Annotated in this window: 3 protein-coding genes; all 3 read right to left on the bottom strand. The window is 59.2% G+C overall.

The window, feature by feature from the left end:
• Positions 1–221 precede the first annotated feature (221 nt).
• The 3 genes from pyrE to I656_RS06975 are packed head-to-tail and all read right to left on the bottom strand — an operon-like array spanning position 222 to position 2387.
• On the bottom strand, positions 222–845 hold the full coding sequence (pyrE, locus tag I656_RS06965; protein ID WP_033005802.1) for an orotate phosphoribosyltransferase: 624 nt from the start codon (positions 843–845) through the stop codon (positions 222–224).
• Positions 842–1561 carry an orotidine-5'-phosphate decarboxylase gene (gene pyrF, locus I656_RS06970; RefSeq protein ID WP_020755317.1) on the bottom strand — a complete coding sequence of 240 codons (720 nt, stop codon included), beginning with the start codon at positions 1559–1561 and terminating at the stop codon, positions 842–844. Before pyrF ends, pyrE begins: the two co-directional genes overlap by 4 nt.
• Positions 1533–2387: a dihydroorotate dehydrogenase gene (locus I656_RS06975; protein WP_020755315.1), complete on the bottom strand. Its 855-nt coding sequence runs from the start codon at positions 2385–2387 to the stop codon at positions 1533–1535. The genes pyrF and I656_RS06975 overlap by 29 nt, the downstream gene beginning before the upstream one ends.
• Positions 2388–2448 lie beyond the last annotated feature (61 nt).

The raw sequence follows: 2448 nt of genomic DNA, 5'->3' as shown, positions 1-2448 counted from the left end.
CCCCCACTTCAAGCGTTCGCGAAGTGGGGGTAGTTGACTAAAGATACACTGAATTTTACGGCCATTCGGAACAGACAAAGTTCGACATGTTTTTTCGTTTTCTTGTAGAAGCTTGCATGAGTAAAAGATTTGTCGTCAAAATGGAGAAAGAATCCTAGTACTTCGGTGAACTTTCATCAAAAAGGGGCTTTTGCGTCAGCCCCTTTTCCCTTGCGTTGATGTTAGTTCCCCCACTCCTCCGGATTCTCCCGCCATTTTCGCAATGTCGCCAAGTCGTGCTCGCTGACGGCGCCAAGGCGGACGGCCGTTTCGATGAGGGTGTCGTAGTCGGTGAGCGTGTAGACAGGCAAATTCTCTGCCGCAAACGCCTGCTTCGCTTTGTCGAGCCCGTACGTGAAAATGGCGGCGACGCCCAGCACCTCACAGCCCGCTTCTTTCAAGGCACGGACGGCCGCAAGCGAGCTGCCGCCCGTCGAGATTAAGTCTTCGATGACGACGACGCGCTGACCCGGTTCGGCTTGGCCTTCGATTTGTTTTCCTTTGCCGTGCGCTTTCGCCTGGCTGCGGACGTAGCACATCGGCAGCCCGAGCCGTTCGCTCACCCAGGCGGCGTGCGGGATGCCGGCGGTTGCGGTGCCGGCGATGAGATCCGCTTCGGGAAACTGGGTGCGGATGAGCTCGGCGAGGCCGGCGGCGATCAGGCGGCGCACGTCGGGGTAAGCGAGCGTCAGGCGGTTGTCGCAGTAAATCGGCGATTTCAAGCCCGAGGACCAGGTAAACGGTTCGTTCGGCTGCAGGGCGACCGCCCCGATTTCAAGCAATTTGGCGGCGATGTCGTGTTTCATTCTTTCTCTCCTCCGTTCCATTCGTGCTGCAGGCGTTCGTAGGCTTTCAGCGGATCGGCGGCGCGGGTGAGGCTGCGGCCGACGACAATGTAGTCGGCGCCGAGCTCGCGGGCGCGCTTTGGCGTGACGACGCGCACTTGGTCGTGCGCTGCCTCATCGGCAAAGCGGATGCCCGGGGTGACGGCGAGGAACGAGGCGCCGCACCGTTCTTTGATGAGCGGCGCTTCGTTCGCCGAGCAGACGACGCCGTCAAGGCCGCTTTCGTTCGCCAAGGCGGCGTAATGGCCGACTGTTTCCACAAGCGGGCGGGAAATCCACAGCTCCTCGTGAAGCATCCGCTCGTCCGTGCTCGTCAGCTGGGTGACAGCGATGCAGCGCGGCCGCATTCTTCCGCTTGGCGTGCCGGCGTCAAGCCCCTCGATCGCCGCTTCCATCATGCACCGGCCGCCGGCAGCGTGGACGTTCACCAAATCGGCGCCGACACGGGCGAGCCCTTTCATCGCTTGTTTCACCGTATTCGGGATGTCGTGCAGTTTTAAGTCTAAAAAGACGGCATGCCCTTGTTCTTTGAGAAACGCGACGATGGCGGGACCTTCCTGATAGTACAGCTCCATGCCGACTTTCACAAACAGCGGTGTTCCGGCAAACGGCCGCAAAAACCGCTCCACCTCTTGTTTTGATGGAAAATCAAGCGCGACAATGAACGGCGTGTGCACCAGTCTTCCAGCTCCTTCCTATGCATTCGGAAATGTGGCCGATCCCGAGTTCATCGAGCAGCGCCGGCAAGTCGGCGATGATCGTCGGGCAGACGAACGGGTCGACAAAGTTGGCCGTTCCGACGGCAACCGCGCTCGCGCCGGCGTAAAAAAATTCGAGCACGTCTTCCGCCGTTTGAATGCCGCCCATGCCGATGATCGGAATCGACACCGCCTGGCTCACGTCGTAAATCATGCGGATGGCGATCGGTTTGACCGCCGGGCCGGATAAGCCGCCGGTGCCGTTGGCCAAAACGGGGCGGCCTGTTTTCACGTCGATGCGCATGCCAACGAGCGTATTGATCATCGTCAAGCCATCGGCGCCCGCTTGTTCAATCGCTTTTGCCATCGCCACGATGTCGGTGACGTTCGGAGACAGCTTCACATACACGGGGACAGCCGCCACTTCTTTGACAAGCCGCGTCAGTTCCGCGGCCACGTCCGGCACGGTGCCGAACGCAATCCCGCCTTTTTTCACGTTTGGGCAGGAAATGTTGAGCTCTAACGCATGGACATTGGGCGCTTTGGAAATCGCTTCGGCTACCTCGACGTACTCTTCCACCGTCGAGCCAGCGATGTTGGCGATGATCGGTACGTCAAACTGTTCAAGCCACGGCAGTTCTTCTTCGAGCACTTTGTCAAGGCCGGGGTTTTGCAGGCCGATGGCGTTTAACATCCCGCCCGGCGTTTCTGCCACCCTTGGTGTCGGGTTGCCAAAGCGCGGCTCTTTTGTCGTCGCCTTGATCATAATGGCGCCTAACACGCTTAAATCGTAAAACCCGATCATGCCGGCGTCCGGCTGTTTTGGATTTGGCCGCGAGTACGCCCGGTTTTACGATTTAAGCGTG

This window comes from Geobacillus sp. WSUCF1, assembly GCF_000422025.1.
Classification (GTDB): Bacteria; Bacillota; Bacilli; order Bacillales; family Anoxybacillaceae; genus Geobacillus; species Geobacillus zalihae.
The sequence above is the reverse complement of the archived record's forward strand: the minus strand, read 5'-3'. Positions and strand labels throughout refer to the sequence as shown.